22 protein-coding genes and 1 tRNA gene are annotated in these 26,092 nt (G+C 63.4%); all 23 read left to right on the top strand.

The genetic code is table 11. The features are described from left to right. The first annotated feature begins 11 nt into the window (after positions 1-11). Positions 12-88: transfer RNA gene (locus IPK66_11310), tRNA-Asp, on the top strand. Positions 89-160: 72 nt separating this feature from the next. After that, a complete protein-coding gene (locus IPK66_11305; GenBank protein ID MBK8175820.1) occupies positions 161-526 on the top strand; it encodes an NADH-quinone oxidoreductase subunit A in 366 nt (121 codons plus the stop codon). Beyond that, the gene (locus IPK66_11300) at positions 523-1,065 is read left to right on the top strand and encodes an NADH-quinone oxidoreductase subunit B (GenBank protein MBK8175819.1); all 543 of its coding nucleotides are present in this window, start codon (positions 523-525) and stop codon (positions 1,063-1,065) included. The genes IPK66_11305 and IPK66_11300 overlap by 4 nt, the downstream gene beginning before the upstream one ends. Positions 1,066-1,092: 27 nt before the next feature. Beyond that, positions 1,093-1,707, top strand: coding sequence for an NADH-quinone oxidoreductase subunit C (locus tag IPK66_11295; protein ID MBK8175818.1), 615 nt, complete (start codon positions 1,093-1,095; stop codon positions 1,705-1,707). Then, on the top strand, positions 1,707-2,885 hold the full coding sequence (locus IPK66_11290) for an NADH-quinone oxidoreductase subunit D (GenBank protein MBK8175817.1): 1,179 nt from the start codon (positions 1,707-1,709) through the stop codon (positions 2,883-2,885). Before IPK66_11295 ends, IPK66_11290 begins: the two co-directional genes overlap by 1 nt. Further along, on the top strand, positions 2,882-3,514 hold the full coding sequence (gene nuoE / locus IPK66_11285; protein ID MBK8175816.1) for an NADH-quinone oxidoreductase subunit NuoE: 633 nt from the start codon (positions 2,882-2,884) through the stop codon (positions 3,512-3,514). The genes IPK66_11290 and nuoE overlap by 4 nt, the downstream gene beginning before the upstream one ends. A gap of 2 nt (positions 3,515-3,516) precedes the next feature. Next, positions 3,517-4,806, top strand: a complete 1,290-nt coding sequence (nuoF, locus tag IPK66_11280; protein MBK8175815.1) for an NADH-quinone oxidoreductase subunit NuoF — start codon at positions 3,517-3,519, stop codon at positions 4,804-4,806. A 12-nt stretch (positions 4,807-4,818) separates the two neighbouring features. Then, positions 4,819-6,888 (top strand): NADH-quinone oxidoreductase subunit G, encoded by a 2,070-nt coding sequence (locus IPK66_11275; GenBank protein ID MBK8175814.1) that lies wholly within the window; start codon positions 4,819-4,821, stop codon positions 6,886-6,888. Next, positions 6,881-7,930, top strand: a complete 1,050-nt coding sequence (nuoH, locus tag IPK66_11270) for an NADH-quinone oxidoreductase subunit NuoH (GenBank protein ID MBK8175813.1) — start codon at positions 6,881-6,883, stop codon at positions 7,928-7,930. The genes IPK66_11275 and nuoH overlap by 8 nt, the downstream gene beginning before the upstream one ends. A 13-nt stretch (positions 7,931-7,943) precedes the next feature. Beyond that, positions 7,944-8,432: an NADH-quinone oxidoreductase subunit NuoI gene (nuoI, locus tag IPK66_11265; protein MBK8175812.1), complete on the top strand. Its 489-nt coding sequence runs from the start codon at positions 7,944-7,946 to the stop codon at positions 8,430-8,432. Between the two features lie 140 nt (positions 8,433-8,572). After that, positions 8,573-9,190, top strand: a complete 618-nt coding sequence (locus tag IPK66_11260; protein MBK8175811.1) for an NADH-quinone oxidoreductase subunit J — start codon at positions 8,573-8,575, stop codon at positions 9,188-9,190. Beyond that, positions 9,190-9,501: an NADH-quinone oxidoreductase subunit NuoK gene (gene nuoK / locus IPK66_11255; protein ID MBK8175810.1), complete on the top strand. Its 312-nt coding sequence runs from the start codon at positions 9,190-9,192 to the stop codon at positions 9,499-9,501. The genes IPK66_11260 and nuoK overlap by 1 nt, the downstream gene beginning before the upstream one ends. A 10-nt stretch (positions 9,502-9,511) precedes the next feature. Continuing rightward, positions 9,512-11,470 carry an NADH-quinone oxidoreductase subunit L gene (gene nuoL / locus IPK66_11250; GenBank protein ID MBK8175809.1) on the top strand — a complete coding sequence of 653 codons (1,959 nt, stop codon included), beginning with the start codon at positions 9,512-9,514 and terminating at the stop codon, positions 11,468-11,470. A 9-nt stretch (positions 11,471-11,479) separates the two neighbouring features. After that, positions 11,480-12,994, top strand: coding sequence for an NADH-quinone oxidoreductase subunit M (locus IPK66_11245; GenBank protein MBK8175808.1), 1,515 nt, complete (start codon positions 11,480-11,482; stop codon positions 12,992-12,994). 28 nt (positions 12,995-13,022) lie between these two features. Beyond that, positions 13,023-14,507: an NADH-quinone oxidoreductase subunit NuoN gene (gene nuoN, locus IPK66_11240; protein MBK8175807.1), complete on the top strand. Its 1,485-nt coding sequence runs from the start codon at positions 13,023-13,025 to the stop codon at positions 14,505-14,507. A gap of 794 nt (positions 14,508-15,301) precedes the next feature. After that, a complete protein-coding gene (locus tag IPK66_11235) occupies positions 15,302-16,078 on the top strand; it encodes a type III pantothenate kinase (GenBank protein ID MBK8175806.1) in 777 nt (258 codons plus the stop codon). Beyond that, positions 16,075-17,742 carry a ribonuclease J gene (locus IPK66_11230; GenBank protein MBK8175805.1) on the top strand — a complete coding sequence of 556 codons (1,668 nt, stop codon included), beginning with the start codon at positions 16,075-16,077 and terminating at the stop codon, positions 17,740-17,742. The genes IPK66_11235 and IPK66_11230 overlap by 4 nt, the downstream gene beginning before the upstream one ends. Positions 17,743-17,766: 24 nt before the next feature. Next, a complete protein-coding gene (gene mce / locus IPK66_11225; protein MBK8175804.1) occupies positions 17,767-18,180 on the top strand; it encodes a methylmalonyl-CoA epimerase in 414 nt (137 codons plus the stop codon). 46 nt (positions 18,181-18,226) lie between these two features. Beyond that, positions 18,227-18,469 carry a DUF1467 family protein gene (locus IPK66_11220; GenBank protein MBK8175803.1) on the top strand — a complete coding sequence of 81 codons (243 nt, stop codon included), beginning with the start codon at positions 18,227-18,229 and terminating at the stop codon, positions 18,467-18,469. Positions 18,470-19,023: 554 nt separating this feature from the next. Then, on the top strand, positions 19,024-20,349 hold the full coding sequence (locus IPK66_11215; GenBank protein ID MBK8175802.1) for a proline--tRNA ligase: 1,326 nt from the start codon (positions 19,024-19,026) through the stop codon (positions 20,347-20,349). 72 nt (positions 20,350-20,421) lie between these two features. Continuing rightward, entirely contained in the window at positions 20,422-21,666 is a 1,245-nt protein-coding gene (locus tag IPK66_11210; GenBank protein MBK8175801.1) for a lipoprotein-releasing ABC transporter permease subunit, read from the top strand. Beyond that, on the top strand, positions 21,659-22,339 hold the full coding sequence (locus IPK66_11205) for an ABC transporter ATP-binding protein (protein ID MBK8175800.1): 681 nt from the start codon (positions 21,659-21,661) through the stop codon (positions 22,337-22,339). The genes IPK66_11210 and IPK66_11205 overlap by 8 nt, the downstream gene beginning before the upstream one ends. 290 nt (positions 22,340-22,629) lie before the next feature. Further along, complete coding sequence (locus IPK66_11200; GenBank protein ID MBK8175799.1) at positions 22,630-25,905, top strand: cobalamin-dependent protein; 3,276 nt, start codon at positions 22,630-22,632, stop codon at positions 25,903-25,905. Positions 25,906-26,092: the final 187 nt, after the last annotated feature.

Genomic DNA, 26,092 nt, shown 5'->3' with positions numbered 1-26,092 from the left:
GGCAAAGCGCGGGGGGTGTAGCTCAGTCGGTTAGAGCGCCGGCCTGTCACGCCGGAGGCCGCGGGTTCGAGTCCCGTCACTCCCGCCACTTTGCCCGCATGTCTCCGCGCAGCCGTCGCCGGCGTTCCTCCCGGGTCGGGCTCCAGCAACGAGGGATCACGTGAGACCGCTGCTCGTCGAATACCTGCCCATCTTGATTTTCCTCGGAATCGCTGTCGCGGTCGCCGTCGGGGCGCTGGGCGCCTCATACCTCGTCGGCGGCGAACGCCCGGACAGCGAAAAAAATGCTCCATACGAGTGCGGCTTCGATCCGTTTGAGGACTCACGCGGCAAATTCGACGTCCGTTTTTATCTTGTCGCGATCTTGTTCATTATTTTCGATCTGGAAGTTGCGTTTCTCTTTCCGTGGGCGGTATCACTCGCCGATATTGGTGCGTTCGGCTTCTGGTCGATGATGGTTTTTCTGGCCATCCTCACCGTCGGCTTTATATATGAGTGGCGGAAAGGGGCTCTGGAGTGGGAATGATCGAGACTTCCGCAAAATCCGGCGTGTCCGCGGCGCCGAAGGACGTCGACGCGCTGTGGAGCGGCGTGACCGACGCGGTCCAGGAGAAGGGATTTCTTCTCGCCAAGCTCGATGATGTCGTCAATTGGGCGCGCGCCGGGTCGCTGTGGCCGATGACCTTTGGTCTCGCCTGTTGCGCCATCGAGATGATGCATGCCTACGTCAGCCGCTACGATCTTGATCGCTTTGGCGTCGTACCACGGCCGAGCCCGCGCCAGTCGGACGTGATCATTGTCGCCGGCACGCTGACCAACAAGATGGCGCCAGCGTTCCGTCGCGTTTACGACCAGATGGCCGAGCCACGCTACGTCATCTCGATGGGATCGTGTGCCAACGGCGGCGGCTACTATCACTACTCGTATTCGGTGGTTCGAGGCTGCGACCGGGTGGTGCCGGTGGACGTGTACGTCCCCGGGTGCCCGCCAACCGCCGAGGCCCTGGTGCATGGCATCTTGCTGCTGCAAAAGAAGATCCGGCGTACCGGGACATTGTGGCGCTAGCGCCGACCTGACTATCGTGGGAACGACATGGACTTAGCGCTTCGCGACCTCGGCGAATACGTGCAGGCGGCGCTGCACGAAGCCATCGTCTCCGTCGACATCGACCGGGACGAACTGTCGATTCTTGTCCGCCGTGCTGCGATCGTCCGCGTCCTGACCTTTCTGCGCGACGACGTCAATTGCCAGTTCAAGCAGCTCATGGACGTGTGCGGCGCCGATTTTCCCGCCCGCGTCGAGCGCTTCGATGTCGTCTACAATCTGCTCAGCGTCAGCCATAATCGGCGTATCCGCATCAAGGTGCGCACCGATGCGGACTCTCCGGTACCGACAGTCACCGGCGTGTTCGCCTCCGCCGGCTGGTGGGAGCGGGAGACGTGGGATCTGTTCGGCGTCCTCTTCCAGGACCACCCGGACCTGCGGCGCATCCTTTCGGATTACGGCTTCGAGGGCCATCCGCTGCGCAAGGATTTCCCGCTCACCGGCTATGTCGAGGTGCGCTGGGACGACGAGCAGAAGCGTATCGTCTACGAGCCGGTAAAACTCGTGCAGGATTTTCGCAACTTCGACTTCCTCAGTCCGTGGGAGGGCATGCAAGCGCTCTTGCCGGGTGACGAGAAGGCGAAGCGGGACGAGAAACACTGATGGCCGAAACACAAATCAAGAATATGACGCTGAACTTCGGGCCGCAGCATCCCTCGGCCCACGGGGTTTTGCGCCTCGTCCTCGAGATGGACGGCGAGACCATCGAGCGGGCGGACCCGCACGTCGGGCTGCTGCACCGCGGGACGGAAAAGCTCATCGAATATAAGAGCTACCTGCAGGCGGTTCCTTACTTCGATCGTCTCGACTATGTCGCGCCGCAGAATCAGGAGCACGCCTTCGCCCTCGCGGTGGAAAAGCTGCTCGGCATTCAGGCGCCGCCGCGCGGTCAGTACATCCGCGTCATCTACGCCGAGCTCGGGCGCGTGCTCAATCACATCTTCACCGTCTGCGCGTTCGCCATGGACATCGGCGCGATGACGCCGATGCTATGGGGATTCGAGGAGCGCGAGCGGATCATGGAGTTCTGCGAGCGCGTCTGCGGTGCCCGCCTGCACATGAACTATTTCCGCCCGGGCGGTGTCAGCCTCGATCTGCCCGCCGGACTCGCCGACGATATCTGGGCGTGGACCGAGACGTTCCCGAAGTGCATCGACGATCTCGAAGCGCTGCTGACCGAGAACCGGATCTTCAAGCAACGCGCGGTCGATATCGGCGCCATCGACGCCGACCAGGCGTTGAACTGGGGTTTTTCTGGCCCGAACCTGCGCGCCGCCGGCGTGCCGTGGGATCTGCGCAAGGCCCAGCCGTACGACGCCTACGATCGTGTCGACTTCGACGTGCCGATCGGCAAGCACGGCGACTGCTACGACCGCTACCTGGTACGGATGGTCGAGTTGCGCGAGAGCCTGAAGATCATCCGCCAGTGTCTGCACGAGATGCCGGCGGGACCGGTGAAGGTCGATGACCGCAAGATTTCGTCGCCGCCACGTGGCGAGATGAAGCACTCGATGGAAGCGCTGATTCACCACTTCAAGCTCTATACCGAGGGCTATCACGTGCCCGCGGGCGAGACATATACCGTCGTCGAGGCGCCGAAGGGCGAGTTCGCCGTCTATCTGGTCTCCGACGGCACCAACCGGCCGTACCGGTGCAAGATCCGCCCGCCCGGATTCGCCCATCTGCAGGCCATGGATCTTTTGTGCCGCGGGCATATGCTGGCCGACGTCGTCGCCGTCCTGGGCTCGCTTGACATCGTTTTCGGGGAGATCGACCGATGAGCGCGCCAGCCGCGATCGCGCCCTCTGGGCCACCCTTCGCCTTCACGCCCAAGAACATCGAGGCGGCGACGAAGATCATCGCCAAGTATCCCGCCGGAAGGCAGGCAAGCGCGGTCATGCCGCTTTTGCATCTTGCCCAGCGGCAGAACGGCGGCTGGCTGACCCTGCAGGCGCTCGATTATATCGCGGCGTATCTGTCGATGCCGCCGATCCGCGTCTACGAGGTGGCGACCTTCTACACGATGTTCAATCTTCGGCCAATCGGTCGCCACCATGTGGAGGTGTGCACCAACGTTCCGTGCTGGCTGCGCGGCTCGGACGAGATCGCCGCCACGTGCAAGAAGCGACTCGGCATTGGTTTCGGCGAGACGACCGCCGACGGCCTGTTCTCGCTCAGCGAGGCCGAATGCCTCGGCGCCTGCGTTAACGCACCGATGGTGCAGATCGGCGACGACTATTACGAGGACCTGACGGCGGAGAGCATGGAGGTGATCTTGGACGCGCTGGCGCGCGGCGAGACCCCGAAGGCGGGGCCGCAGAGCGGGCGGCATGGCTGCGAGCCGGCTGGCGGCCTGACGAGCCTGACGGACACGCCGGTTCAGCACCCGATATCAGGCGGAGACGCGTAACGATGCTGCGCGACCAGGACAGAATATTCACCAACCTCTACGGTCTCGGCGTTCCCGGCCTTGCGGGAGCGCGGATGCGCGGCGACTGGGACGGTACCCGCGAGCTGATGCATCGAGGCCGCGATGCGCTCATCGACGAGGTACGCAAATCCGGTCTGCGCGGTCGCGGCGGCGCTGGCTTCGTGACCGGCATGAAATGGTCGTTCATGCCGAAGGAGGTGAGCGATCGCCCACACTATCTTGTCGTCAATGCCGACGAGGGCGAACCCGGAACGTGCAAGGACCGGGAGATTATGCGCAGCGAACCCCACAAGCTAGTGGAAGGCTGCGTGCTCGCCTGCACGGCGATGGGCGCACATGCCGCCTATATCTACATCCGCGGCGAGTTCTACCGCGAGGCCGAGGCCCTGCAGCGGGCGATCGACGAGGCTTACGAGGCGGGTCTGCTCGGCCCCGATGCCTGTGGCTCGGGCTGGGCGATGGACATTTATATTCATCGCGGCGCCGGCGCCTACATCTGCGGCGAGGAAACGGCCCTGATCGAAAGCATCGAGGGCAAGAAGGGCCAGCCGCGCCTGAAGCCGCCGTTCCCGGCCAATGTCGGCGTGTTCGGCTGTCCGACGACGGTCAACAACGTCGAGACCATCGCCGTGGTGCCGACCATCCTGCGCCGCGGTGCCGACTGGTTCGCCGGCTTTGGGCGGCCGAAGAACACCGGCACCAAGCTGTTCAACATCTCCGGCCACGTCAACAACCCCTGCACCGTCGAAGACGAGATGGGCGTTCCACTCAAGGAGCTGATCGAACGGCACGCGGGCGGTGTGCGCGGCGGCTGGAATAATCTTCTGGCGATCATCCCCGGCGGCTCGTCGGTTCCGGCGATGCCGCGTGCCGTCTGCGAGACGGTGCGCATGGATTTTGATGGCCTGCAGCAGGCGAAATCCGGTCTCGGCACCGCGGCGATCATCGTCATGGACAAGTCGACCGACATCATTCGCGCCATCGCCCGCTTCTCACGCTTTTACAAGCACGAGAGCTGTGGGCAGTGCACGCCCTGCCGCGAAGGCGCCGGGTGGCTGTGGCGGGTGATGGATCGGATGGTTGAAGGGCGGGCGCGGATCGAGGAGATCGATGTGCTCGAGCAGGTGTGTCGGCAGATCGAGGGCCATACGATCTGCGCGCTTGGCGATGCCGCCGCCTGGCCGATTCAAGGGCTGATCCGCAATTTCCGCCCGGAGATGGAACGACGGATTCGCGAATACGAAGAGTCCCGCAGCCAGCAAGCCGCGTAAGGGTCCGCTGCCATGCCGAAACTGACGATCGACGGGAATGAGATCGAGGTCCCAGCTGGACTAACGCTGTTGCAGGCGTGCGAGCTGGCGGGGATCGAAGTCCCGCGCTTTTGCTACCACGAGCGCCTTGCCATCGCGGGCAATTGCCGGATGTGCCTCGTCGGCATGCAGGGTTCGCCCAAGCCGATCGCCTCATGCGCGATGCCGGCGGCCGATGGCATGGTGGTGCAGACCAATACGCCGAAGGTGCTGGCGGCACGCAAAGGCGTGATGGAATTCCTGCTGATCAATCATCCGCTCGACTGCCCTATCTGTGATCAGGGCGGCGAGTGCGATCTGCAGGATCAGGCGCTCTACTATGGCTTCGATCGCGGCCGCTTCGCCGAGAACAAGCGCGCGGTTCAGGACAAGAACTTCGGTCCCCTGATCAAGACGATCATGACCCGGTGCATCCATTGCACCCGGTGCATCCGCTTCGCCACCGAAGTGGCGGGGGTTCCCGAGCTTGGCGCAACCGGGCGTGGCGAGACGATGGAGGTCGGCACCTACGTCGAGAAGGCATTGTCCTCGGAACTCTCGGGCAACATCATCGATCTGTGCCCGGTCGGCGCGCTCACGTCCAAGCCTTACGCCTTCGTCGCCCGTCCTTGGGAGCTGACGAAGACGGAATCGGTCGACGTCATGGATGCGGTCGGCTGCAATATCCGCATCGATGCGCGCGGCGCCGAAGTGCTGCGGGTGTTGCCGCGGCTGAACGAGAGCGTCAACGAGGAATGGATCTCGGATAAGACCCGCTTTGCCTGCGACGGCTTGCGACGCCAGCGGCTCGACCGGCCTTATCTGCGCGAGAACGGCAAGCTGCGCCCGGCGAGCTGGTCCGAGGCGTTCGATGCCATTGCCCACCGGCTCAAGGGCGTCGCCGGGGAGCGCATCGCCGCCATTGCCGGGGATCTCGCCTGCGCCGAATCGATGCTGCTGCTCAAATCGCTGATGGGTGCGCTGGGGTCGCCCCACATTGATTGCCGCCAGGACGGCGCGAAGCTTTCGGGCGGAACGCGCGCCGGCTATCTGTTCAATACGACGATCGGCGGAATTGATGCGGCCGATGCCTGCCTTCTGATCGGCACCAATCCGCGCACGGAGGCGGCGGTGCTGAATGCCCGGCTGCGCAAGCGGTGGCGCGCCGGCGAATTCCCCGTTGCCGTCGTCGGACCGAAGGCGGATCTGACTTACGACTTTGAGCATCTCGGCGATCATCCGTGGGTCTTGGAGAGCCTCGCGACCGGTGAGCATCCATTCGCCAACGTATTGCGCGAAGCGCAACGGCCGATGCTGATCCTCGGCATGGGTGCGCTGACGCGGCCGGACGGCGAGGCGCTGCTCGGCGTGGCCCGGCGCATCGCCGAGGCAACCGGCATGATCGGCGGCCCCCGCGGCTGGAACGGCTTTAACGTCCTGCATTCCGCGGCGGCGCGCGTTGGCGGTCTCGATCTCGGCTTCGTGCCAGGCGCAGGCGGGCGCGACGTCGCCGGCATTCTCGCCGGAGCGGAGGCGGGGGAACTCGAGGTCGTCTACCTTCTCGGTGCCGACGAGATCGATACCGCCCGGCTCGGTAAAGCCTTCGTCATCTATCAGGGGCATCATGGCGATGCCGGCGCGCACCGGGCGGACGTCATCCTGCCGGGCGCCGCCTATACCGAGAAAGACGCCACCTACGTCAATACCGAAGGGCGGGCGCAGCGCGCCTGGTTTGCCTGCCTTCCTCCGGGCGAAGCCAAGGAGGACTGGGCGATCGTCCGCGCGCTGTCGGCCAGCCTCGGCAAGACCCTGCCGGCCAATTCGCTCGCCGATGTCCGGCAACTTCTTGCGGCGGCGGGGCCGGCGTTCGCCGCGATCGACCAGGTTGTCGCCGCGGAGTGGGGGCCGTTCGGTGGCTCTGGCGGTATCGACGATGCCCCGCTGCTGCCGACAATCGATACCTTCTACCTGACCAACGCAATCTGCCGGGCCTCGGCGACGATGGCGCGATGCGTCGAAGCCTTTGGCGCCGACAGCAAGATGAAGACGGGGACCCATGGTTGAGCTCTGGTGGGGATACCTCTGGCCGGCGATCTGGATCGTCCTGCAGATCCTGGTGATCGTTCTGCCGCTGCTGCTCGGCGTCGCCTATCTGACGTTCGCCGAACGCAAGGTGATCGCCTCGATGCACCTGCGCCGCGGACCGAACGTCGTCGGCCCGTTCGGGCTGCTGCAGCCGATGGCCGATGGCCTGAAGCTGTTCCTCAAGGAAACAGTCATTCCGTCGGGGGCCAATCGGGCGGTGTTCGTCATCGCGCCGATGATCACCTTCATCCTCGCGCTGGTCGCCTGGGCGGTCATCCCCTTCGGCACACACGATGGCGGCGCGCCGCTGGTTGTCGCCGACATCAACGTCGGTGTCCTCTACCTGTTCGCCATTTCCTCGCTCGGCGTCTACGGCATCATCATGGCCGGCTGGGCGAGTAACTCGAAGTATGCCTTCCTCGGCGCCATCCGCTCGGCGGCGCAGATGGTGTCCTACGAGGTTTCGATCGGATTCGTCATCGTCACCGTGCTGCTGTGCGTTGGCTCGCTGAACCTGTCGGCGATCGTCGAGGCGCAGGCAGGCCCCTATGGCATGCTCAACTGGTTTGTCTTCCCGTTGCTGCCGATGGCGGTGATTTTCCTCGTCTCCGCACTGGCGGAGACCAACCGTCATCCGTTCGATCTGCCGGAGGCGGAGGCGGAACTGGTCTCGGGTTATAACGTCGAGTATTCGGCGATGACCTTCGCCCTGTTCTTCCTCGGCGAATACGCCAACATGATCTTGATGTCGGGGATCATGAGCGTGCTGTTTCTCGGTGGCTGGCTGTCGCCGCTGCCATTCGCGCCGTTCACCTGGGTTCCCGGCCCGATTTGGTTCCTCTTGAAGATCGCCGCCTGCCTGTTCGTGTTTTTGTGGGTGCGCGCGACCTTTCCCCGTTATCGCTACGATCAGTTGATGCGGCTTGGCTGGAAGGTGTTCCTGCCGATCTCACTGTTCGCCGTCGTTGCCGTCGCCGGCGTTCTGGTCGCGTTCGACTGGCTGCCCGCGCGCGTCGGCTGAGGAGGCCGCACCGATGAGTTTCATAGATCGCACGGCCCGTACCGTTCTTCTCTCCGAGCTGGTCTCGGGGCTGGCGCTCACCTTCAAGTACATGTTCCGGCCGAAGGTGACGCTCAATTATCCTTACGAAAAAGGGCCGATCAGCCCGCGTTTCCGCGGCGAGCATGCCTTGCGCCGCTATCCCAACGGCGAGGAGCGCTGCATCGCCTGCAAGCTGTGCGAGGCGATCTGCCCGGCGCAGGCAATCACCATCGAGGCGGAACCCCGCGAGGATGGCAGCCGGCGGACCACGCGGTACGATATCGACATGGTCAAGTGCATCTATTGTGGCTACTGCCAGGAGGCGTGTCCGGTCGATGCGATCGTCGAGGGGCCGAACTTCGAATTCTCCACCGAGACGCGCGAAGAGCTGCTCTACGACAAGGACAAGCTTTTGGCCAACGGCGACCGCTGGGAAACAGAGATTGCTGCCAGTCTGGCCGCGGACGCTCCTTATCGCTGACGGTTCACCCGCGGATCGTTTGACCGCCGACCGTTTGGCCGTTGACTGATGCCATGCGATCGGACAGAAAAGGGCCGCACCATGCGCCGCGTCAAACCTGTTGAATTCATGGCGGCACCTTCATCCCGTACGGAAGTCCGATGATCGTTCAAGCGCTCGCGTTCTACATTTTCGCCGCCGTGGCGATCCTGTCGGGTCTGATGGTGATCTCGGCACGCAATCCCGTGCACTCCGTGCTGTTCCTGATCCTCGCCTTCTTCAATGCCGCCGGACTGTTCGTGCTGCTTGGCGCCGAGTTCCTGGCGATGATCCTCGTCGTCGTCTACGTCGGCGCCGTCGCGGTGATGTTCATGTTCGTGGTCATGATGCTTGACATCAACTTCGCCGAGTTGCGCCAGGGCTTTTTGCGCTATCTGCCGATCGGCGGCCTGGTGGGGATGATTCTGCTCGTCGAGCTGCTGGTCATCCTCGGCGGCTGGAAGCTGTCGCCGGCGGCGAGCTCGGCCGTCGCGACCACCGTCGCACCAGCGCTCGACAACGTCAGCAACACCGACGCGCTCGGCCGGCTGATCTATACCCATTACCTCTACCTCTTCCAGGCGGCCGGGATCGTTCTGCTCATCGCCATGATCGGCGCCATCGTGCTCACCCATCGGCAACGGCCGGGGGCGCGCCGGCAAAACATCGCCCGGCAGGTCAACCGCCGTCCGGAAGACACCCTCGAAATTCGCAAGGTTGCCAGCGGAAAGGGCGTATGATGCTGGAGATCGGTCTTTCCCATTACCTCAGCGTCGCCGCGATCCTCTTCGCCATCGGCATCTTCGGTATCTTCCTCAATCGCAAGAACATCATCATCATCCTGATGTCGGTTGAGTTGATGCTTCTCGCGGTGAATATCAACCTCGTCGCCTTTTCCGTCGAGCTTCACAATCTCGTGGGCCAGGTGTTCGCCATGTTCGTGCTGACCGTGGCGGCGGCCGAAGCGGCGATCGGGCTCGCCATCCTCGTCGTCTACTTCCGCAACCGCGGCACCATCGCCGTCGAAGACATCAACTTGATGAAAGGTTGAGAAAACTGCGATGCCGGTCGCCATCGTCTTCCTGCCGCTTCTCGGCGCGCTGATCGCGGGTGCTCTCGCCTTCGCCAAGCCCGAGGACAAGCACGCCAAACATCGCATCGATGCCCTCGCCCAGCGGATTACCTGCGGGGCGCTGCTCGCGTCGATGGTGCTTGCCATCATTGTCTTTCGCGACGTGGCGATCCTGGGGCAGGCGTCGACGACTCCGCTGCTGACCTGGGTCGATTCCGGCAGATTTGAGTTTTCGTGGGCGCTGCGCGTCGACACGCTGACCGCGGTGATGATGCTGGTGGTTACGGTCGTCTCGGCGATGGTCCACGTCTATTCGATCGGCTACATGCACCATGACACCAGCATTCCGCGGTTCATGGCGTACCTGAACCTGTTCACCTTCTTCATGCTGATGCTGGTGAGCGCCGACAATCTCGTGCAGATGTTCTTCGGCTGGGAGGGCGTCGGTCTTGCCTCGTACCTGCTGATCGGCTTCTGGTACGACCGGCCGTCGGCCAACGCCGCGGCGATCAAGGCATTTATCGTCAACAGAGTCGGTGATTTCGGCTTCACTCTCGGCATCTTCGCCACCTTCGTTCTCTTTCAGTCGGTCGATCTCGAGACCATCTTCGCTGCCGCGCCAGACCAGGCGCAGGCGACGCTCCACGTCTTCGGCGGCGAATTCCACGCGATGACGGTGATCTGCCTGCTGTTGTTCGTCGGCGCCATGGGCAAGTCGGCACAGCTCGGGCTGCACACTTGGCTGCCGGACGCGATGGAGGGTCCGACGCCGGTCTCGGCGTTGATCCACGCGGCGACGATGGTCACCGCCGGCGTGTTCATGGTGGCGCGCTTATCGCCATTGTTCGAGCTGTCGGATACGGCGCTGACCGTGGTTACCCTAATCGGCGCGGCGACGGCGATCTTCGCGGCCACGGTTGCCTGCGTGCAGAACGACATCAAGCGGGTCATTGCCTATTCGACCTGCTCGCAGCTCGGCTACATGTTCTTCGCCTGCGGCGTTTCCGCCTACACCGCCGGCATCTTCCATCTGATGACGCATGCCTTCTTCAAGGCACTGCTCTTTCTCGGCTCGGGCTCGGTCATTCACGCGATGTCCGACGAGCAGGACATCCGCAAGATGGGCGGGCTATGGAAGCTGATCCCAGTGACCTACGCGCTGATGTGGATCGGTAGCCTCGCGCTTGCCGGCATCTGGCCGTTCGCCGGATATTTCTCCAAGGACTTCATCCTTGAGGCAGCATGGGCTTCCGATACCGGCGTTGGCGCGTTCGCCTTCTGGATCGGGGTTCTCGCCGCGTTCCTGACCGCCTTTTACTCCTGGCGGCTGCTGATCCTGACCTTTCACGGTCGCCCGCGTGCTGACGAGAGCGTCATGGCACGGGTTCATGAATCGCCGAAGGTGATGCTGATCCCGATGATGGTGCTCGCCGTCGGCGCGGTGTTCGCCGGCTTCATCGCCTACGAGCCAATGGTCGGCGAGCATTGGGAGGCGTTCTGGCGCGATGCGATCGTCATTCTTGCCCAGCATCCGGCGGTTGAGGGTGCGCATCATGTGCCGTCATGGGTCAAGCTCGCGCCTTTGGGTGTCGGGCTCGCCGGTATCGCTCTCGCGTTCTTCCTTTATGTCATGGCTCCGGGACTTCCGGGCGCCCTGGCCGCGCGCTTTGGCGGCGTCTACCGCTTCCTTTTGAACAAGTGGTACTTCGACGAGCTCTACGATGCGCTGTTTGTCCGCCCGTCGTTCGTCCTCGGTCGGGGACTGTGGAAAAGCGGCGACGGCGCGCTGATCGACGGAGTCGGGCCGGACGGCGTTGCCGCCGCGACGGTGCGTATCGCCCGGGGCGTCGGTCGGATGCAGACCGGCTACATCTTTCACTATGCCTTTGCCATGCTGATCGGCGTGCTGATCCTCGTCAGCTGGTTTCTGTTTCACGTGGCTGGTTGAGGCACCGACATGGGCAATCTGCCGATCCTCTCGCTGGTCACCTTCCTGCCCTTGCTGGGGGCGGGATTTATCCTCTGCGTCCGTGGCGACGATGCCGTCGTCGCCCGTAACTGCCGCAACGTCGCGCTGCTGACGTCGATGGCGACCTTCCTTTTATCGCTGGGCATCTGGTTCAACTTCGATCCGGCCACCGCCGACTTCCAGTTCGAGGAGCGGGCGGTGTGGATGCCGGCGTTCAACATCGCCTATCACATGGGCGTCGACGGGATCTCGATGCCGTTCGTGCTGCTCTCGACGCTGCTGATCCCGGTGTGCATCCTCGCCAGCTGGACGAGCATCAAAACCCGCGTCAAGGAGTACATGATCGCGTTTCTGGTCATGGAAACGATGCTGGTCGGCACGTTCTGCGCGCTCGACATGATCCTCTTCTATCTGTTCTTCGAAGGCACGCTGATCCCGATGTTTCTGATCATCGGGGTGTGGGGTGGCCCGCGCCGGGTTTATTCCGCCTTCAAGTTCTTCCTCTATACGCTGGCCGGCTCGGTGCTGATGCTGCTGGCGCTGCTGACCATGTACCTCGACGCCGGAACCACCGATATCCCGGCGCTGCTCCAGCACAACTTCGACGTCGGGCTGCAGCAATGGCTGTGGCTGGCGTGCCTTGCCGCTTTCGCCGTCAAGCTGCCGATGTGGCCGGTGCACACCTGGCTTCCCGACGCCCACGTCGAGGCACCGACGGCTGGATCGGTGGTGCTCGCCGGCGTGCTGCTGAAGTTCGGCGGCTACGGGTTTCTGCGCTTCTCGCTGCCGATGCTGCCCGAGGCTTCGCTGATCTTCGCGCCACTAATCTTCTCGCTCAGCATTATCGCGGTGATCTACACCTCGCTTGTGGCGCTGGCGCAGGAGGACATGAAGAAGCTGATCGCCTATTCGTCGGTCGCCCACATGGGCTTCGTGACCGTGGGCGCTTTCAGCATGACCATCCAGGGCGTCGAGGGCGCGATCTTCCAGATGCTGAGCCACGGGATCGTCTCCGCGGCGCTGTTCCTCATCGTCGGCGTCGTCTACGATCGGGTGCATTCGCGGGAGATCGCCACCTACGGCGGCCTTGTCCATCGCATGCCCGTCTATGCCTTCGTCTTCATGCTGTTCATGTTCGCGTCCGTCGGCCTGCCGGGCACCAGCGGCTTCGTCGGCGAGTTCCTCGTTCTTGTCGGCGCGTTCCAGGTCAACGCCTGGATCGCCGCGCTCACCGCGACGGGCACGATCCTCGGCGCCGCCTATATGCTCTACCTCTACCGCCGGGTCATCTTCGGCGCGCTGACCAAGGAGACTCTCAAGGGGCTCCTCGATCTGTCACCCCGCGAGATCGTCGTTTTCGCGCCGCTCCTCGTGCTGGTGATCTGGTTCGGCGTCTATCCGCAACCCGTCCTCAACGTCATGCACGTATCCGTTCAGAACGTCGTCGAGCGTCTCGACGTGGCTCGGGCGGCGCTGGACAGCGCCGCGCTGGCCGCGCGCTGACACGCCACGCCTAGGAGCCCGAGAGTCAATGCCCGTGGCCGTAGTCCCGAACCTCGTGCCGGCGATGCCGGAAATCTTCCTGGCACTGGCGGCCATGGCGCTGCTGATGCTGGGCGTCTTCCAACGCGAGGCCGACAAGGCAGCGGTCATTCGCTTCAACCGGCTGGCCATCCGCCTTGGCGCCCTTGCCCTTCTCCTGGCGCTCCTTCTGGTGGTGACGATTTCAGCCCGCGGAGCCGTGCTCACCTTCGACGGGATGTTCATCTCGGACGACTTCGCGATCTTTTTCAAGGTATTGATTTTGCTGGCATCGGCGTTCTCGCTGATCGTGGCGCAGGACTACCTTGAGCTGAACGGCATCGCCCGCTTCGAGTTCGTCGTCCTCGTACTGTTCGCCGCGACCGGCATGATGCTGATGATTTCGGCGAACGACTTCATCGCGCTCTACCTCGGGCTCGAAATGCAGAGCCTTGCGCTCTACGTGATCGCTTCGTTCCATCGTGATTCCGTCCGCTCGGTCGAAGCGGGCCTGAAATATTTCGTTTTGGGCGCGCTCGCTTCGGGGATGCTCCTTTACGGCGTGTCGCTGGTCTACGGTTATGTTGGCGCGACCGGGTTTGATGCGATCGGCGCGGTTCTGCGCGATCTGCACGGCGCGGTGCCGCCGACTGGCCTAATCGTCGGCCTCGTCTTCGTCGCCGCCGGTCTGGCCTTCAAGGTTTCGGCGGTGCCGTTTCATATGTGGACGCCCGACGTTTATCAGGGCGCGCCGACGCCGGTGACGGCGTTCTTCGCGCTGGCGCCGAAGGCGGCGGCCATTGCTCTGCTCCTGCGGGTGATGATCGAGCCATTCGGCGCGCTGCTCGCTCAATGGCAGCAGCTCATCCTCTTCATCTCGATGGCCTCGATGGTTCTCGGCGCGTTCGCGGCTATCGGGCAGTCCAACATCAAGCGGCTAATGGCCTACAGTTCGATCAGCAACGTCGGTTACGCGCTGATCGGTCTTGCCGTCGGCGGCGAGGAAGGCATCCGCGGCGTGCTGATCTACATGGCGATCTATCTCGTCATGACGCTGGGCACCTTCACCTGCATCTTGTGCATGCGCAGGCGCGAGCAGATGGTCGAAGGCATCAGCGATCTCGCCGGACTGTCGCGCACCAATCCGATGATCGCGCTCGCACTGGCGATTTTCATGTTCTCGATGGCCGGCATCCCGCCGCTCGCCGGGTTCTTCGGCAAGCTCTACATCTTCCTTGCCGCCGTTGATCGCGGCCTTTACACGCTTGCCATTGTCGGTGTGCTCTCCAGCGTGGTGGCGGCTTTTTATTATTTGCGCATCGTCAAGGTGATGTACTTCGATGAGGCCGCCGATCCGCTTGACCGGGCATCATCGACGGAAATCCGGCTGGTGATGCTGGTTTCGGCGATCGTCATCGTCTTGTTTTTTGTCTATCCCGAACCGATCTTATCGAGCGCCGGCACCGCTGCGGCTTCGCTGTTTTCCGGCGGCTAGGCAACGGCGGACATGCATGCGGCGCTGCCGGGGTTTTTCAATCTCATCGTTTTCGAGACAATCGATTCAACCAGCGACGAGGCAAAGCGCCGGGCCGCCGACGGCGCGGCGGAAGGTACGCTGATCTGGGCGCGCCAACAGACGGCAGGGCACGGGCGTCTCGGGCGCTCATGGATCTCGCCGCCGGGGAATCTCTATTTCTCGCTGCTTCTGCGTCCGTCGCGCCCAGCGCACGAGGTCATGCTGGTGACGTTCGTCGCCGCCGTCGCCCTTGCTGATGCGCTCCAGTCCGCATTACCGATGGACAGTCGGCTGACCTGCAAGTGGCCGAACGATCTGCTGATCGATGGTCGCAAGGTCTCAGGCATTCTGCTTGAATCGCAATCCGGAGGAGGCGGTGGTATCGATTCTCTGATTGTCGGGATCGGCGTGAACATCGCCTCACATCCGCCGGACGGCGGGTTGATCTACCCGGCGACCTCGCTGTGCGCGCAAGGCGGCAGCGCGGAGACGCCTCAAAGCGTTCTCGAACGGTTCGCAACGACGTTCCTGCAGTGGTATACTGCGTGGCTCGACTATGGCTTCGAGCCGGTCCGCAGCGCGTGGCTGGCGCGTGCCGATAAACTGAATCAGCCCGTCTGCGTCTCGCTGAGTGGCGAGATGGCCCACGGACGTTTGTCGATGTCGATCGCTTTGGCGCCATGGTGCTCGATCAAGAAGGGGCACGGCGGCAGATTTTGGCCGGCGACGTTGTACCCCCCGCCGCGTAACGTAAAGGGCGCAGACCAAGACCCATGTTACTCGCAATTGATACGGGCAATACGAACACCGTCTTTGCCGTTTTTGACGACGCCGGACATATTCTTGGTGAGTGGCGCGCGTCGACGAATGCCAACCGCACCGCCGACGAGACGGGTGTCTGGCTTGTCCAGCTTCTGGCGATCGAGAACATCGCCCGTTCGGCGATTACTCACGGCATCATCGCAACAGTGGTTCCGGCCTCGCTGTTCAGTCTGCGCCGGATGTTTCGCAAATACTTCGACTGCCAGCCGTTGATCGTTGGCGCGCCCGACGTCGATACCGGCGTGCGCGTGCTGCTCGACCGACCGGAAGAGGTGGGTGCCGATCGACTGGTCAATGCGGTAGCGACATTCATCGAATACGGCGGTCCCAAGATCATCGTCGATTTCGGCACGGCGACGACCTTCGACGTCATCGATGCCGGAGGCAGCTACCTCGGCGGCGCTATCGCCCCCGGGGTCAACCTTTCGCTTGAGGCGCTGCACATGGCCTCCGCGCAGTTGCCGCGCGTCGCCATCGGGCGCCCGGATCGGGCGATCGGCAAATCCACCGTTCAGGCTATGCGCTCCGGTGTCTTCTGGGGCTATATCGGCATGATCGAGGGAATGATCGCACGCATCCGCGCCGAACTTGGCGTTCCTGTCGGCGTCATCGCCACCGGCGGGCTGGCGACGCTGTTTACCGAATGCTCATCGGCACTCGAACGATCGGACCCGCAACTGACGCTCAAGGGCCTTTACGCCATTTATCTGCGTAACAGCCGGCAATGAAAGCATCCGAAAACGAAGAGCTGCTGTTTGTCCCGTTGGGCGGCGCGGGCGAGATCGGCATGAATCTCAGCCTTTACGGCTATGGGCCGCCCGGCGCCCACCGCTGGCTTATGGTCGACTGCGGCGTGACCTTCGGCGGGGACGGCATTCCTGGCACCGACGTGATGATGCCGAATGCATCGTTCATCGCCGAACAGCGCGAGAATCTGGCCGGCTTGGTGTTGACCCACGCGCATGAGGATCACCTCGGCGCCGTGCCGTACCTGTGGCCGCAACTGCAATGCCCCGTCTACGCCACCGCGTTTACGCTGGCGATTCTTCGTCGCAAGCTGGAGGAGCGGGGGTTGCTGGAGCGGGTCCAGCCGACGTTGATTCCGCCGGATGGCAAATTCACCGTCGGGCCGTTCAACCTTGAGATGATCGGGGTGACGCATTCGATCCCCGAGGCGCATTCGGTGGCGATCCGCACGCGCGCCGGGACTGTTGTGCATTCCGGCGACTGGAAGCTCGACCCGGAGCCGGTCGTCGGCCCGGCCTCCGATGAGGCAGCGCTTTCCGCGCTCGGCGACGCCGGCGTCCTGGCATTCGTCTGCGATTCCACCAACGTGTTCAATGCCGGCAAGACGGGCTCGGAAGGTGCCATTCTCTCCGAGCTGACCCGTCTGGTCGCGGCTTGTTCGCAGCGCGTCGTGGTCACCTGTTTCGCCACCAACATCGCGCGGCTGCACACCATCGGCCAGGTAGCACAGGCGACGGGCCGCGACGTGGTCATGGCAGGGGCGTCGCTGAAACGCAATTACGTCGCCGCACGCGAGTGTGGCTATCTTGGCAATCTGCCGCGTTTTCAGGACGAGGCGGTCTGCCGTAAGCTCGCCCGGAAACGCACGCTTCTCGTTTGCACCGGCGGCCAGGGAGAGCGGCGCGCGGCCTTGTCGCGGATCGCCCAGGGCGCGCACCCCTATCTGGCGCTGGAGCGAGGAGACGCCGTGCTGTTTTCCTCACGCGTCATTCCCGGCAACGAGCCGTCGGTCGGTCGGCTGCACAACGCACTGTTGCGGCTGGGCGTCGAGTTGATCACCCATCGCGACGGAATGATCCACGTCTCCGGGCATCCGGCGCGAGAGGATCTCACGCAGATGTATCGCCTGATCCGTCCCCAAGTGGCGCTTCCGGTGCACGGCGAACTCCGTCACATGCTCGAGCACGCCAAGCTTGCCCGCACGCTCAATGTCAAGGAAGCGATCGTCGCCGAAAACGGCACGATCGTCCGCCTCGCTCCCGGGTCGGCGTGCGTCGTCGACCATGTTCCCGTCGGCCGCATGTCTCTCGAGGGAAACCGTCCGGTCGCGGCGGACAGCGAGATTGTTCGCGGGCGGCTCAAGGCACTCGACAATGGAACCGTTTTCACCACCGTCGTATTGGACCGGGCGGCGCGGATCGTGCAAGATGTCCATCTTTCATCGATCGGGCTGCTGGAGCAGACAGAAACGCAAATCGTTGAGGCTATTCGTCTATCGGTGCGCGAGGCGGTCGCAGACTTACCGTCGGCACGATACGCCGACGACGATGCGGTGCGAGGCGCCGTCCGGATTGCCGTTCGCCGCGTGACCCGTCGCTTCATCGAGAAACGCCCGGTGGTGCATGTCCATATCGTCAGGACGTAAGTAAGCAAGAGGAGTAGGGAGACTATGATCGGCCGATTCAATCACGTCGCGATTGCCGTTCCCGACCTGGAGGCGGCAGTGAAGAAGTATAAGGACACACTGGGCGCGAAGGTATCCGACCCGCAGCCGGTGCCGGAGCACGGCGTGACCGTTGTGTTCATCGAGCTTCCCAATACCAAGGTCGAGCTGTTGCATCCGCTGGGCGAGAAATCGCCGATCAAGGGCTTCCTCGACAAGAACCCCGACGGCGGCATCCACCACATCTGCTACGAGGTTGAGGATATCCTGGCGGCGCGCGACCAGCTCAAGGCAACCGGTGCCCGGGTGCTCGGCGACGGCAATCCCAAGATCGGCGCGCATGGCAATCCGGTGCTGTTCCTTCACCCCAAGGATTTCTGCGGCACGCTTGTCGAACTTGAACAGGCGCACGCGCACTAGTGCATGATCGCGCGGACGGGTACGCGCTGCCGATGGGTAATTGGTGATGGGCTGGATTAGTGGCGCTGCCGTCTACCTCATCTTGTGGTGGACGGTCCTTTTCGCCGTTTTGCCGTTCGGCGTACAACCGATCTCCGCCGACGAGGTCACGAAAGGCCACGCCGCAGGAGCGCCCAGACGTCCGCGCATGTTGTTGAAGACGGCGGTGACCTCTGTGGTCGCCGCCGTTCTTTGGCTGATCGTCTATTTTGTGATCCAGTCGGGCGTGATCAGCTTTACAGACACGTAAAGCCGGATGGCCGCAGCGATTGCGGCGGGGATTTAGCCCAATATCAAGGGGCGGTTGTGCTTTTGTCTGCAAACAAACGAAAACGGTCGCGAATGCGACCGCTTCATATTGTGACAACAACGTCGCTGCGAACTTGCGTCGCAATGAGGCCTATTTAAGCCAACTTAAACGAGCGCTCTGTCGTTTTCCCTCAAAAGGCAGGGTTAGCTTCTAAATATGTAGCCTTGGTTGTTTCCTCAAAACCCGGGCCGGCAAACAGCGGTGCTTCAAAATCACACTAGCTAATCTAAATTAGCGAACCGGGGTGAAAAGGTATACTGCTTTTTCGATTGTCAGTGCCGAATCATCCACCGATCGATGCCCCCGTCTGCGGGGTTGATCACGGCAGGCATTCCGCACTACCGGCAATGTGCTGCGATCAACTTCTGCGTGCCGTCGTGGTCTTCGTACGCGCTGATTGAGGTGCTCCGGGCGAGCATTGATGTCGCCCGGAGCATCCCCTAAAGTCCCGCGTCCGCAAACGGATCCCCTCCAACCGAAGGATGACGTCAGGCATGCGCCTCAGCCGATATTACCTGCCGACACTGAAGGAAAATCCGGCAGACGCGCAGATTGCCTCGCACCGGCTGATGCTGCGCGCCGGGCTGGTTCGACAGTCGGCCGCCGGCATCTACTCGTGGTTGCCGCTGGGTCTGAAGGTCCTTGACAAGGTCGCGGGTATCGTTCGCGAAGAGCAGTACGCCATCGGCTGCCACGAGATGTTGATGCCGACGGTCCAATCCGCCGAGCTGTGGCGTGAGAGCGGCCGGTACGACGCGTACGGCCCGGAGATGCTGCGCATCCGCGACCGGCACGAGCGTGAAATGCTTTATGGGCCGACCAACGAGGAACTGATCACCGATATCTTCCGTGGAACCATTCGCAGCTACAAACACCTGCCGAAGCTGCTCTACCACATCCAGTGGAAGTTCCGCGACGAGGTAAGGCCGCGCTTCGGCGTGATGCGCGGCCGCGAATTCCTGATGAAGGACGCGTATTCGTTCGATATCGACCGGGCCGGCGCCATCCGCGCCTACAACAAGATGTTTATCTGCTACCTGCGCACCTTCCAGCGCATGGGCCTGAAGGCGATCCCGATGCGCGCCGAGACCGGACCGATCGGCGGCGATCTCAGCCACGAGTTCGTCATCGTTGCCGATACCGGCGAGAGCGAGATCGCCTATCATCGCGACTTCGAGGCGATCGACTGGATCGGCTCGGATATCGACTTCGAGGGTGACCTGCAGCCGCTGGTCGACAGTTTCACCACCAAATATGCCGCGACCGACGAGCAGCGCGATGCGGCGGCCGAGGCCGCGCTCGGCGACCGGCTGATCACCGGCAGGGGGATCGAGGTCGGGCACATCTTTTACTTCGGCAGCAAATATTCGAAACCGATGAATGCCAAGGTTACCGGACCCGCCGGTGAGGAAGTGTTCGTCGAGATGGGGTCCTACGGCATCGGTGTCTCCCGCCTGGTCGGCGCAATCATCGAGGCCTCGCACGACGAGGCAGGAATTATCTGGCCGGCGAGTGTCGCGCCGTTCGCGGTCGGCCTGATCAACGTCAAACAGGAGGACGCCGCCTGCGCCGCGATCTGCGCGCAGATCGAATCCGCACTCACCGCAGCGGGGATCGATGTGCTCTATGACGACCGCGCCGAGCGGCCGGGCGTGAAGTTTTCCGAGATGGACTTGATCGGCCTGCCGCACCAGATCATCGTGGGGCCGCGCGGCGCCAAGGCGGGAACCGTCGAGTTCAAGATCCGCAAGGGTGGTGCTGACGGCGGCGAGCGATGCGAGTTGAGCGTTGCCGACGCACTCGCGCGTCTCGCTTCCTGAGCGGCCGCGTCCTGCCTGTCCCTTGCCGGGCGACTTAGTGTCCGGCTCGTTCGCCCGAGGATTGTCTCGCCCATGTTCAACGCCTTCGAGTGGATGATCGCCATCCGCTACCTGCGGCCGCGACGCCAGGAAGGGTTTATCTCGGTCATCGCCCTGTTCTCCTTCCTCGGCATCTTTCTCGGCGTCGCCACCTTGATCATCGTTATGTCGGTGATGAATGGCTTTCGTGACGAACTGCTCACCCGCATTCTCGGCCTCAACGGCCACCTCAGCGTCTATGGGCCGGTGAGCGGCCTGACCGACTACGAACCGATGCGCGCGGAGGTGGCGGGCATTCCGGGTGTGCGCATCGTCGATCCGATGATCGAGGGCCAGGTAATGGTCACCGCCAATGGCGTCTCCCGCGGCGCCGTCGTCCGCGGTCTTGCGCCCGATGATATGCGCAAGCGCACGACCGTTGCCGGCCACATCGTCGCCGGCTCCCTCGACGACTTTCACGGCGAGGACGCCGTACTCGTCGGCGCCCGGCTGGCCGATCGGCTGGGGCTTTCGGTCGGCAAGCGCATCACCTTGATCTCGCCCAAGGGCAATATCACCGCGTTCGGCACCGTGCCGCGTCTGCAGTCCTACCAGATTGTCGCTATCTTCGACGTCGGCATGTACGAATACGACAGCAGCTTCGTCTTCATGCCGCTCGCCGCTGCGCAGGTCTATTTCCGCATGCCGGAAGCGGTGACCAACCTTGAGGTGTTCATCGACGACCCCGCCAAGGCCCCGGCGCTTGCCCGCGAGTTGATGCGAACGCTGGACGGCAACGTGCGTGTCCTCGACTGGCAGCGAAGCAACGGCAGCTTCTTCAATGCGGTTCAGGTCGAACGCAACGTGATGTTCCTGATCCTGACGCTGATCATCGTCGTCGCCGCGTTTAATATCGTCTCCAGCCTGATCATGCTGGTCAAGGACAAGGGGCGGGCGATCGCCATCCTGCGAACGATGGGGGCGACGCGCGGCGCGATCATGCGCATTTTCTTCATCTCCGGCGCCAGCGTCGGCGTTCTCGGCACGCTGTTCGGTTTCATCGGCGGGCTCGCCTTCGCCCGCAATATCGAGACCATCCGCCAGTGGATCCAGGCGCTGACCGGCACCAACCTGTTCGCGCCCGAGATCTATTTCCTCTCCAAGCTGCCGGCGAAGGTCGATGGCGTCGAGGTGGCAACGGTCACGATCATGGCGCTGGTGCTGTCATTCCTGGCGACGATCTATCCATCGTGGCGGGCGGCGCGCATCGATCCGGCCGAGGCGCTGCGCTATGAGTGAGCCCACGGTCCGTCTCGATGGCATCGTTCGCACCTTCCGCCAGGGGCGGGGAGAATTGCGGGTGCTGCGCGGCGTCGATCTTGCCGCTGGCGCGGGCGAACTCGTCGCCCTGATCGGCCCGTCCGGGTCGGGCAAATCGACCTTGCTGCATATCGCCGGGCTGCTCGAGCGACCGGACGAGGGGGAGGTGTTTCTCGCCGGCGCGGCGTGCTCGCGGCTCGATGACGACCGCCGCACCGCCCTGCGCCGATCGAACATCGGCTTCGTCTATCAGTATCACCACCTCCTGCCGGAGTTTTCCGCTGAGGAGAACGTCGTACTGCCGCAGATGATTGCCGGCGTCGGTCGTGGCAAGGCGCGGGCAAGAGCGCGCGAGCTTCTCGCCCAGCTCGGCCTTGCCGATCGCTTCGAGCACCGGCCGGGCCAGCTCTCCGGTGGCGAGCAGCAGCGCGTCGCCATCGCCCGGGCGCTCGCCAACCGGCCAAAGGTTGTGCTCGCCGACGAGCCGACCGGTAATCTCGATCCGGTCACCGCCGAGGAGGTCTTCGCCCTGTTCGTCCGGCTCGCTCGCGACGCCGGACTTACCGCGATCATCGCCACCCACAACCCGGCGCTCGCCGCGCGCATGGATCGCAGTGTCCGCCTCGCCGACGGCCGCCTGGTTCCCGCATGAGGGAAGAGAACCCGGATTTTAGGATTAGGTGGTTAAGTGGAGTGGGCTCAGCTCTGTCGTGATAGACGGAGCGGATAATGAGCAAGCCGAGACGAAGACTGACGCGGCGCTGAAGGTGCAGATCGCGCTGGAGGCGCACGGGAGCGGGCGACGGGGGCGGATCTCGCTGTCAGCGCCTGCGCGCACGCAGGCGTGAGCGGAAGGGCGGCGGGGAGGCTGGAGATTCGCGCGCGGTGCGCGTAGGCTGAGCAGCCAACGCGAACATTCAGCTTTTCCGGGATAACAAAGCCGTGCCCGACGATCTCTCCGCTCCTCGCCCGTCGCCGTCCTCGCCGTTGAACGTCTACCGTCTGCAGCATCCGGTGCGCTTCGTCACCGCCGCTTCGCTGTTCGACGGTCACGACGCGTCGATCAACATCATCCGCCGGATGCTCCAGTCCTCGGGTGTCGAGGTCATCCATCTAGGCCACAACCGCTCGGTCGACGACGTGCTCGAAGCGGCGTTGCAGGAGGACGTCAACGGCATCGCCATCAGCTCCTACCAGGGCGGGCATGTCGAATACTTCAAGTATTTGCTCGATCTTCTGCGCGAAAACGAGGCGGCGCAGATCCGCGTGTTCGGCGGCGGTGGCGGGGTGATCGTCAGCGAGGAGATCGAAGACCTGCAGGCGAGCGGGGTGTGCCGCATCTATTCGCCCGAGGACGGGCGACGCATGGGCCTGCAGGGCATGATCGACGACATGGTCAAGAAGGCCGACTTCGACGTCGCCGCGGACCTGCCCGATGATCTTGCCGGACTCGAAGCGGGGAAGACCCAGCATCTGGCACGGATCATTAGCGCGCTCGAGAACGGCAAGCTCGACGAACTTCGCCGCGAGCAGGTCCACGCGATCGCCCACCGCCGTGGCGTCGTGCCGGTGATCGGCATCACCGGCACCGGCGGTGCCGGCAAGTCCTCGCTCACCGACGAGGTCATCCGTCGCTTCCGGCTCTATGCCGGCGATCCAAAGATCGCAGTGATCGCCATCGATCCCACCCGGCGCAAGAGCGGCGGCGCGCTGCTCGGCGATCGCATCCGCATGAACGCGAACGGCGGCGGGAAGGTCTACATGCGCTCGATCGCCACCCGCGAGTCCGGCAGCGTTCTGCCGCCTGCCCTTGCCGATATCATCGCCGCGACCAAGGCCGCCGGCTATGAGCTGGTCATCGTCGAGACTCCCGGCATCGGCCAGGGCGATGCCGGCATCGTCCCGCACGTCGACGTCTCGCTTTACGTGATGACCCCTGAATTCGGCGCGGCGAGCCAGCTCGAAAAGATCGACATGCTCGACTTCGCCGACGTCGTCGTCATCAACAAGTTCGATCGGCAGGGCGGGCGCGATGCACTGCGCGACGTCGCCAAGCAGATCCAGCGCAACCGTCTTGCCTTCGGCCAGAGCACCGAGGCGATGCCGGTGTTCGGCAGCATCGCCGCCCGCTTCAACGACGAGGGCGTGACCGCGGTGTTCGTCGAGATCGTCCGCCAGCTCAACGAGCGCGGGCTGGGGGCGTGGACGTCGATGGCACCGGCGATCGCCGGCAAGGCCTCCGAGCCGGGCGCGGGGATCGTGCCGGCCGCGAAGCGCCGCTACCTCGCCGAAATCGCCGAGACGGTGCGCACCTATCACCGCACTGTCGCCGAGCAGGTGCAGGCGGCGCGCGACTGCCAGAGCCTGCGCGAGGCGCGGCGGCTGACCGATGACGCCGGCGGGGAGGTCGGCGGCGCGCTGAATGCCGCGCTCGCCAAGGCCGAGGGCCGGCTCGACGGGCGGTGCCGCAAGATGCTTTCGATGTGGCCGACGGTCTGCGAGGCCTACCGCGGCGAAGAGTACGTCGTGCGCATGCGCGATAAGGAGATCCGCACCGCGCTCGCCAGCACGTCGTTGTCCGGCACCCGCATCCCCAAGGTCGCGCTGCCGCGCTGGCAGAACGACGGCGAGGTACTCTCATGGCTGCTTCGCGAGAACGTGCCCGGCAGCTTCCCCTATACCGCCGGCGTCTTCGCGTTCAAGCGCGAGGGCGAGGACCCGACGCGGATGTTTGCCGGCGAAGGCGATCCCTTCCGCACCAACGCCCGGTTCAAGTTCCTGTCCAAGGACTCACCAGCGAAACGGCTGTCGACCGCCTTCGATTCCGTCACCCTCTACGGATTCGATCCGGCGGAGCGGCCGGACATCTACGGCAAGATCGGCAACTCGGGGGTATCGATCGCCACCGTCGACGATATCAAGGCGCTCTACGACGGCTTCGATCTGTGCAATCCAACAACGTCGGTGTCGATGACCATCAACGGGCCGGCGCCGACCATTCTCGCGATGTTCTTTAACGCGGCGATGGACCAGCAGATCACCAAGTTCGAGCAACAGAACGGCCGCGCGCCGACCGAGGAGGAGGCGGAGAAGATTCGCGAATGGACGCTTGAGAACGTCCGTGGCACGGTGCAGGCCGACATCCTCAAGGAAGACCAGGGGCAGAACACCTGCATCTTCTCGACTGAATTCGCACTGCGGATGATGGCCGACATCCAGGAGTTCTTCGTCCACAACCGCATCCGCAACTTCTACTCGGTGTCGATCTCCGGCTATCACATCGCCGAGGCGGGGGCGAACCCGATCAGCCAGCTCGCGTTCACGCTCGCCAACGGGTTTACCTACGTCGAGGCCTACCTCGCCCGTGGCATGCATATCGACGACTTCGGCCCCAATCTGTCGTTCTTCTTCTCGGCGGGCATGGACCCCGAGTACAGCGTGCTCGGCCGCGTCGCCCGGCGCATCTGGTCGGTGGCGATGCGCTTCAAGTACGGTGCGAATGAACGCTCGCAGAAGCTTAAATATCATACGCAAACGTCCGGCCGCTCACTGCACGCCCAGGAGTACGCGTTCAACGACATCCGTACGACGCTGCAGGCGCTGATCGCCACCTACGATCACACCAACAGCCTGCACACCAACGCCTACGACGAGGCGATCACCACGCCGACCGAGGAGAGCGTGCGTCGGGCGATGGCGATTCAGCTGATCATCAACCGCGAGTGGGGGCTTGCCAAGAACGAGAACCCCAACCAGGGCTCGTTCATCATCGAGGAGCTGACCGATCTTGTCGAGGAGGCGGTGCTCAAGGAGTTCGAGCGCATCTCCGAGCGCGGCGGCGTGCTCGGCGCCATGGAAACAGGCTATCAGCGCGGCAAGATCCAGGACGAATCGATTTTCTACGAGATCAAGAAGCACGACGGCAGCTATCCGATCATCGGCGTCAACACCTTCGTCAATCCCAACGGCGAGGAGCCACCGACCCCGGAGCTGGTTCGTTCGAGCGAGGAAGAAAAGCAGAGCCAGATCGCCCGGGTGCGGGCGTTCCAGGCGCGCGGCGCCGAAGACGCACCGGCGATGATCGCTCGCCTGCGGCAGGCGGCGATAAGCGGCGGCAACATCTTCGCGGTGCTCATCGATGCGGTGCGCGTGCTCTCGCTCGGCCAGATTACCCAGACCTTGTTCGAGGTCGGCGGCCAATACCGCAGATCGATGTAGAACGAAGCACATCGACCGGCATACGCGCCGGCGCACCGAGTGCGCCGGCGCGTTCTGTGAATTGGAACAACTATAATCTCTCGCCGTTGTCCTTGTCGCAGCGGACAAGCTGGTGTCTGTACTCCTGGCCTTGCGATTCAGTGGCCGAGGAAGACTGCGTACGGCTGTCTGTCATCGGTGCAAGGAG

This window comes from Rhodospirillales bacterium, from assembly GCA_016712595.1.
Lineage (GTDB): Bacteria > Pseudomonadota > Alphaproteobacteria > Rhodospirillales > Defluviicoccaceae > Defluviicoccus.
The sequence above is the reverse complement of the archived record's forward strand: the minus strand, read 5'-3'. Positions and strand labels throughout refer to the sequence as shown.